This is a genomic window from Corynebacterium sp. (assembly GCF_012837295.1).
Lineage (GTDB): Bacteria > Actinomycetota > Actinomycetes > Mycobacteriales > Mycobacteriaceae > Corynebacterium.
Genome location: NZ_DURI01000260.1, coordinates 1 through 6,914 on the forward strand (window position 1 = coordinate 1; position 6,914 = coordinate 6,914).

A 6,914-nucleotide genomic window follows, 5' to 3' on the forward strand; every position below is an offset into this window, starting at 1 on the left:
GGCCGGTGGCCCCGGCCAGGGCGCCGACGGCGAGGACGGCGGTGATGGGGGCGGCGGGACGTCGTGAAGCAAGGGGACGGAAATTCACTGTTCGAAGTCTTTCGGCGATATGGCGGAGCGGGCGTTGCCCGGCGGACCCGACGATCGTCCCCGATACACATAACCCCGGAGCGTCCGCGACATGAACGGCGGGAGGCTCCGGGGTTAGGCGTCGATGAAATTATGGGTGCTGCGTGAAGCCGCTCGGGGCGTGAAACCCGTCAGGCCATCGGGACCGGACGGCGACCTCCGACGAGCTGGCGGTACAGCTCGACGTACGCGACCATCTGGATCGGCATGGTGTAGAGCGCGCCGATGTAGCAGAGCATCACGCCGACCGCGCCGACCAGGCCCGCGAGCAGCAGTGCGCCGAGCACCGGCCAGAAGCGGCCCTTGACCAGGCCCCAGGCGGCGCCCGGGGATTCCAGCACCTTCGCGCGGCCGTCCATGACCAGCATCGGCATCAGCGACGTGATGGGGGTGACGAAGACGGCGCCGGCGATGATCAGCGCGTACGCCAGGAGGACGATCGCCACGCCCGCGCCCTCGGACTGCGAGGACATGCCGACGCCGAGGAACATGACCAGGTAACCGGGGATCATCGCGGCGAAGGCGATGACGCCGCTGAGCAGCCACGCGCCCAGGAGCGAACCCCACCGGCCGACGCGGAAGAAGGTGCCGAAACCCGGGGTGCGCCCGTCGATTTCCTCGAACGCGCCGCGGTACCCGAAGACCATCATCACGAACATCACCGCGAACAGGACCGGGTACATCAGGATCAGCGCGCCCATCGACGCCATCAATCCGCCGGGCGACGTGCCCATCGGGTCGGCGGGATCGTAGCTGGACAGGCTGGAGGCCATGCCGCCGAAGATGATGCCGAAGAAGACGAGCATCACGATGATCAGCACGCCGAACACCGCGGCGGAGTAGCCGAGCCACGGCCCGATGTTCGCGTTGACGCGCTTGAACGCCGTGGACAGCGGCTGGGTGATGTTGAACTGCGCAGCTCCGGACATCACCGGCGAGGTCGGCGGGAGCTCGCCGCCGGGCTGGTCGACGCCGGCGCCCGGGTCGCCGTAGGCCTGCTGGCCCCACTGCCCCTGGCCCTGGCCGGCGCCCCACTGGCCCTGACCCTGCCCGGCAAAACCGGCGTACTGGTTCTGGTCGTACGGCTGCTGGCCGTACTGGCCCTGGCCGTACGGGTGCTGCCCGTACTGATCCTGGCCATAGGACTGTTGACCGTATTGCCCCTGGTCGTAGGGCTGCTGTCCATACTGGCCCTGGCCGTACTGATTCTGGTCGTACGGCTGCTGACCGTACTGGCCCTCGCCGTACTGGTTCTGGCCGTACTGCCCCTGGTCGTACGACTGCTGCCCGTACTCGCCCTGCCCGTTCTGATCCTGGCCGTACCGGTTCTCGCCGTATCCCGCGGACTCGCCGGCGCCGCCGTCGGCATGACCGTTTCCGTTGCCGTTTCCGTCGCCGTTGCCGTTGCCGCCGTCGTCGGGACGGCCCTTGTCGTCGGTCATTGGATTCTCCTTCACCGTGCAATGAGGTTTCCCAGTCTAAACCTCCGCCCATTCACCCGCGACAGCGCGGCATGGCGGCGTGGCGGGTGAATGGGCGGCACGGGGGCCGTCCTCAAGCGAAGAATGCTTGACGACGGCCCTTCCCGACGGCTGCTACCCCACCGTGACGGAGGCCTCGCCTTCGAAGGGCGTGAGATTGCCGCCGATGCCGCGGGATGAGGCGCGGTAGCGGATGACGTACTCGCCCGGCTCCGCGCCCGAGGTGTCCCACGTGATGGTGGTCGTCGTGGAGACGCCGTCCTTGGCGAACTCGATGACGGTCGCCTCGTGGGAATCGTCGGCGATGCGGGTGCCGTCGCGCTTTTCCACCGACAGGAAGCCCGTCTCATGCCGCAAATCCGAGTTGGGGTTTGCACCGGCGAACGCCACGGCCACGGCGGTGCCCCCGGCGACCGGGCCCTCCGGCGCGGACAGGACGTCCCCGAAGTTCTTGCCCAACGGTGCGACGTCGACAAGCGGACTTCCCATCGGCGACGGCGGGATCTTGCCGGTCAGATCTCCTTCCGGGGCGCCGGCGTCGACGGGCACGCCCGACCTCATTGCCGCGGCCAGGCCGTCGAAGATCTGGGTGGCGGCGGGCAGGGTCAGGCGGCCGAAGATGGTGGCGCCGCCCTCGTAGTCCTGCTGCTCGTATTCCTCCGGGGTGGTGATGTAGTGGCCGTAGCCCGACACGTAGCCCTGCACGATGACCACGTCCATGGGCACGTCGAGCGCCTCGGCGATGGCGCGCCGCATGCGCAGGCCGGCCACCACCGTCGGCTCGAACGCCAGCGACGCGATGACGATGCCGCCGATGCGGTGCAGGTGGAACACGTGCGTCTGCTGCACCAGGCCGGGGATGTAGCCGACGGGCAGGAGGTTCTCCTTCGCGCCGTGGATCGCCGACGCCGACGCGGGCACCGCCACCTGATTGACCTGCCGCACCCAGGGCGTCCCGCCGCGGGAGCCCTCGTTGAATCCGAGCATGGGTTCGCCGCCGCCGTCCTCCTGCGACGACGCCGCGAACGCCGCGCCGAGGATCGCCGGGCCGGTGGTGCCGGGCTGGCCGTCCGGAGTCCAACGGCCGTCGATCTTGACCTCGCGCATGTTCACCCACGTGTGTCGGGCGTCGATGCCGCCGCCCGGCAGGGACACCGCCCGGCCGGTGACGCCGTCGAGCTGGCGGCGGCCCAGAACGCGCGCCGACTCGTATTCGTTGCCCTCCACCGGGCCCGAGTTGGGCACCAGGCCGTGGTTGGGGCTGACGTCGCCGGGCGTGGACATGGCGAAGGCGGCGACGTACGGCGCCGAGCCGGGGTCCGTGTGGTCGACGCCGGCCTTGTGCTCGGCGAGCCACGCCGCGTAGCCCTTGTTGTCGCCCGAGATGATCTTGTGCTCGGGCCCGAAGGTCGTGGGGTGGATGCCGTACCAGTTGATCAGGCCGATCGCCGCCCCGTCGCGGATGACGTGGAGGGTCACCGAGTCGCGGTCGACGCCGTCGGGGAACACGGCCTTGTCGGCGTCGGGGTTGCGGTCGAACGCGCCCCGGGAGCGGTTGACGCCGGCGTCGGCGACGGTGCCCCGGGTCAGCGCGATCTGCGACGGCGCCAGGTCGGCGTCGGCCCGTTCGATGGCCAGCACGATGCCGGTGACGGTGGCCTCGAAGGTCACGGGCCTGAAACCCAGCGTGGTCAGGTCGACCATCAGGTGCCCCGAGGTGCCGCCCGGCGCGACGTGGGTGTGCGAGGCCCCGATGAGCACGTTGCCCTCGTGGTACGTGTCGCCGAAGCGCGCCTGCAGGCGGCGGATGACCTCCAACTGGATGGATTGGAACATCAGTCCCATGTCGGCGGTGACGTGGGCGACGCGGCCGCCGTTGCCGTCGTCGAAGACGAAGGCGCGGGCGAACTGCCGCTGCCGCAGCCCCGAGGTCTGCTGTTCCAGCACCGCGTAGCCGTTCATGCCGGCGCCGAGGGGTTCGCCGGTCATGTCGGCCATGCCGCGGCCCACGGTCATGGGCACGGTTGACGACGCCGACGTGCCCGCTTCCCCGTCCCCCGGGCGGGCATGGGCGGTTCCCTGCCGGGCGAGCCCGGTGGCGGCGAACGCGCCCAGTGCCGCCGCAGTGGCGGAACCCCCGAGAAACGCCCTGCGCGGGATGGACGGGATGCGTGCTGTTGCGGTGTCGGTCATGACGTGGTGCCCCCTATGCGGCGTCGCGAACGGTCGGGTCCAGGTTGCTGGCCGATGCCGATCGTTCACGCGAATGAATTGTTGTTGGGGAACCGTAGTGGTCCATTCACCGAAATAATGTCCTTTTGCGACAAAACGGTGTTTTCCACGTCGTTTGCGGCGACGGACGGTCGAAAGGGTTTGTTGTCCCATAGCTACCGACACAATCGCCGGCTTTTTTCAAAATGAATATATTTTTCTAAGTTCCCGTATTACGTGCTTCGCCGGGGCGCCGTCCGACGCCCGCGCACAACGCCCCGCCCGGCGGGGTCCGGAACACGAACAGGAACGACGTTGCCGATCAGTTGCACGCACGCCCGCGCCGCGGGCACCATGGGAACCCTCGCCGCACTCGCCGCATCACTCTTCGGGGTCGCCCCCGGCGGATCTGACTAGCGTGGTCGGCGCGGTCCAGGAAAACCTCATCGTCGGCGCGCTGGGATACGCCATGAACGGATTCATCGAGCGCTACCCGGAAAGCCGCCCGGCATTCGAGGGGGTCATGAACCCCGTCGGACTCGACTACCTGGAGCGCACGGAAACCCAGTGCATCGTCGACTCGTTGGTCAGCTACGGCGTACCCGGGGCACTCGGACCGGAGCCGTCGCGGGCGCTGACCGTCGACGGCGAAACCCTGGGACACCACCTGCTGACCAACCCGGAACTGAAGCAGTACGCCGACCGCCAGCTCATCGGCACGCTCACCCCGACGACGCCCGTCCTCATCGCCAACAGCACCAACGACGACGCCATCCCCTTCGGCCAGGCCCGCGCGCTGGCGCAGCGCTGGTGCGACGCCGGCGCGGACGTGACCTTCCGCCGCGCCGACGTGCCGTCGACCGTCCCGCGCATGGCCTTCGACCACCTGCTGCCCATCCCGGTCGGATTCCTCCAGGGCCAAAGCTGGATCATGGATCGCTTCAACGGCGTCGAGACCTCCGGCTGCCACCTGGAGGGGTGACCGGCGGGGCGCGGCGGCGACATCCGGATCGGTGGCGACGATTCAATGGATTTATTTCGGGAACGTCATATGTTCGCCGCGATAACTGGTTAAGGTGCGTAACCGGAACGCCACCCGGCGTTCGTTACATGCCAGCCCCGAAAGTGGGGCCCAGAGAGTGAACAGGAACTCCGTTGCCGCGTAGCCGCAAGAACTCCATCGCCGTCGGAGCCGCGGGAGCCGCCGTCGCCGTCGCCGCTTCCCTGCTGGTCGCCCCGTCCATCGCCTCCGCCCAGGAAATGGCCGCCCCGCATCCGATGTCCCCGGGAGAAAACCCCGCCGACTTCGAGGGCGCCAACGCCTTCTACATGCCGCCGGAGCAGATCCCCGCGGCCCCTGGCTCGGTCATCCGCCGCGAGCCGATGGACCTGTACGTCACGCTGCCCAACGTCGACGGCCCGTGGCCGGGCAAGGCCGAGCGGTTCATGTACACCTCCACCGACAACAACGGCGTGCCCACCGCCGTGACGGGCATGGTCATGGAGCCCATCGCGGAGTGGACGGGCGAGGGCGCGCGCCCGACCATCGTCATCGGCCCCGGCACCGTCGGGCAGGGCGACCAGTGCGCGCCGTCGCGGCTGGGGTCGACGATGCTCGGCATCGACCCGCAGAAGCCGTCGATCGGCATCAACTACGAGCTCCTGTTCGCCAACGTCATGCTGCGCGACGGCGTGCGCGTGGTCATGACCGACTACATCGGTCTGGGCACCCCGGGCGTCCACACGTACATGAACCGCCTCGACCAGGGCCACGCGATGCTCGACGCGGCACGGGCCATCCCGGCGCTGACCGGACAGGCCGACGCGCCGGTCGGCTTCTGGGGTTACTCGCAGGGCGGCGGCGCGGCGGCCGCGGCGGCGGAACTGGCGGAAAGCTACGCCCCCGACGTCGACGTGCGCGCCACCTTCGCCGGCGCCCCGCCCGCCGACCTGGAGGCCGTCGCCGGTGGGGTGCAGGAGAACCTGATCGTCGGCGTGCTCGGCTACACCATCAACGGCCTGCTCGAGCGGCACCCGGAGAGCCAGGCGCCCATCGACGCGATCATCAGCCCCCGGGGCCAGGAGGTCCTCGAGGCCACCCGCACCCAGTGCATCGGCGACAGCATCATCGAGTTCGGTGCGCTCGGCGCCATCGCCCCGGACCCCACGAGCATGATGACCAAGGACGGCCGCAACATCCAGGAGCAGATCCGCACCATCCCGCGGCTGAAGGAGATGACGGACCGCCAGCTCATCGGCACCCTGCGCCCCAATGCGCCGGTGCTGGTGACCAACAACATCAACGACGACGCGATCCCCCACGATCAGGCGCAGGCGCTGGCCGAGCGGTGGAGCGCCCTCGGCGCCGACGTCGAGTTCCGTTCGGTGCAGCTGCCCACCGTCGCCGATCGTTTCGCCATCGGCCACCTGCTGCCCATGCCCCTGGGCTTCCTCGATGCGAAGAACTGGCTGATCGGCCAGTTCAACGGCGTCGACGTCGCCCCGGGTTCGTCGACCGAGGGTTCGGCCGCGGGACTTCCCCCGGTGGGCTCGTCGTAAAGCAGGCCCCAAAGCCCGACCCCGCGCCCGCGCTCACCTGCCCGGCGCGGCCGTGATCGCCTCGACCACGAGGTCCCAAAACTTCCCGTGGTCCAGCGTCACGGCGACCTGCGTGGTGCAGTCCGCGGGGATGGGCGCGCGGAAGTCGGCGACGGTCATGCCGGCGGTCAACGCCCCCTGCAGCTCCACGTCCAGCGGCACCTTCGTGGTCGACACCACCGACGGGTCGATGAGGTACGCCACCGCGCACGGGTCGTGGACGGGCGGGTCGTCGAAGCCCTGGTTCTCGCGGTAGGCCTCGCGGAAGAACCCGATCAGGCCGACGACGAAGTCCGCGACGTCGGTGCCCAGCGCCTTGATGCGCTGCTCCACCTCCGGGGTCGCCAGCGCCTGGTGCGTCAGATCCAGGCCGACCATGGTCAGCGGCCACTTCTCGTTGAACACGATGTGGGCGGCCTCCGGGTCGACGCTGATGTTGAACTCCGCCACGGCGGTCTTGTTGCCCTCGTGGTACCCGCCGCCCATGAGCACGAC

At 69.3% G+C, this 6,914-nt stretch carries 5 protein-coding genes; 2 read left to right on the plus strand and 3 right to left on the minus strand.

The annotated features are described in order from the left end of the window. Nucleotides 1-260: 260 nt before the first annotated feature. Together GX015_RS08590 and GX015_RS08595 are read right to left on the minus strand one after the other, a co-directional pair. A complete protein-coding gene (locus GX015_RS08590; protein WP_291344375.1) occupies nt 261-1,571 on the minus strand; it encodes a Yip1 family protein in 1,311 nt (436 codons plus the stop codon). A 153-nt stretch (nt 1,572-1,724) separates the two neighbouring features. Then, a complete protein-coding gene (locus GX015_RS08595) occupies nt 1,725-3,803 on the minus strand; it encodes a neutral/alkaline non-lysosomal ceramidase N-terminal domain-containing protein (RefSeq protein WP_291344376.1) in 2,079 nt (692 codons plus the stop codon). 154 nt (nt 3,804-3,957) lie between these two features. Between GX015_RS08595 and GX015_RS08600 the strand changes: the two genes are divergently transcribed. Further along, on the plus strand, nt 3,958-4,803 hold the full coding sequence (locus GX015_RS08600) for a lipase family protein (RefSeq protein WP_291344377.1): 846 nt from the start codon (nt 3,958-3,960) through the stop codon (nt 4,801-4,803). A 173-nt stretch (nt 4,804-4,976) separates the two neighbouring features. After that, the gene (locus GX015_RS08605; RefSeq protein WP_291344378.1) at nt 4,977-6,380 is read left to right on the plus strand and encodes a lipase family protein; all 1,404 of its coding nucleotides are present in this window, start codon (nt 4,977-4,979) and stop codon (nt 6,378-6,380) included. Between the two features lie 33 nt (nt 6,381-6,413). On the opposite strand, the gene GX015_RS08610 is transcribed toward GX015_RS08605, so the two are convergent. Next, nucleotides 6,414-6,914: nucleoside hydrolase (locus GX015_RS08610; protein WP_291344379.1), on the minus strand; the 501-nt coding region annotated here is incomplete at its 5' end.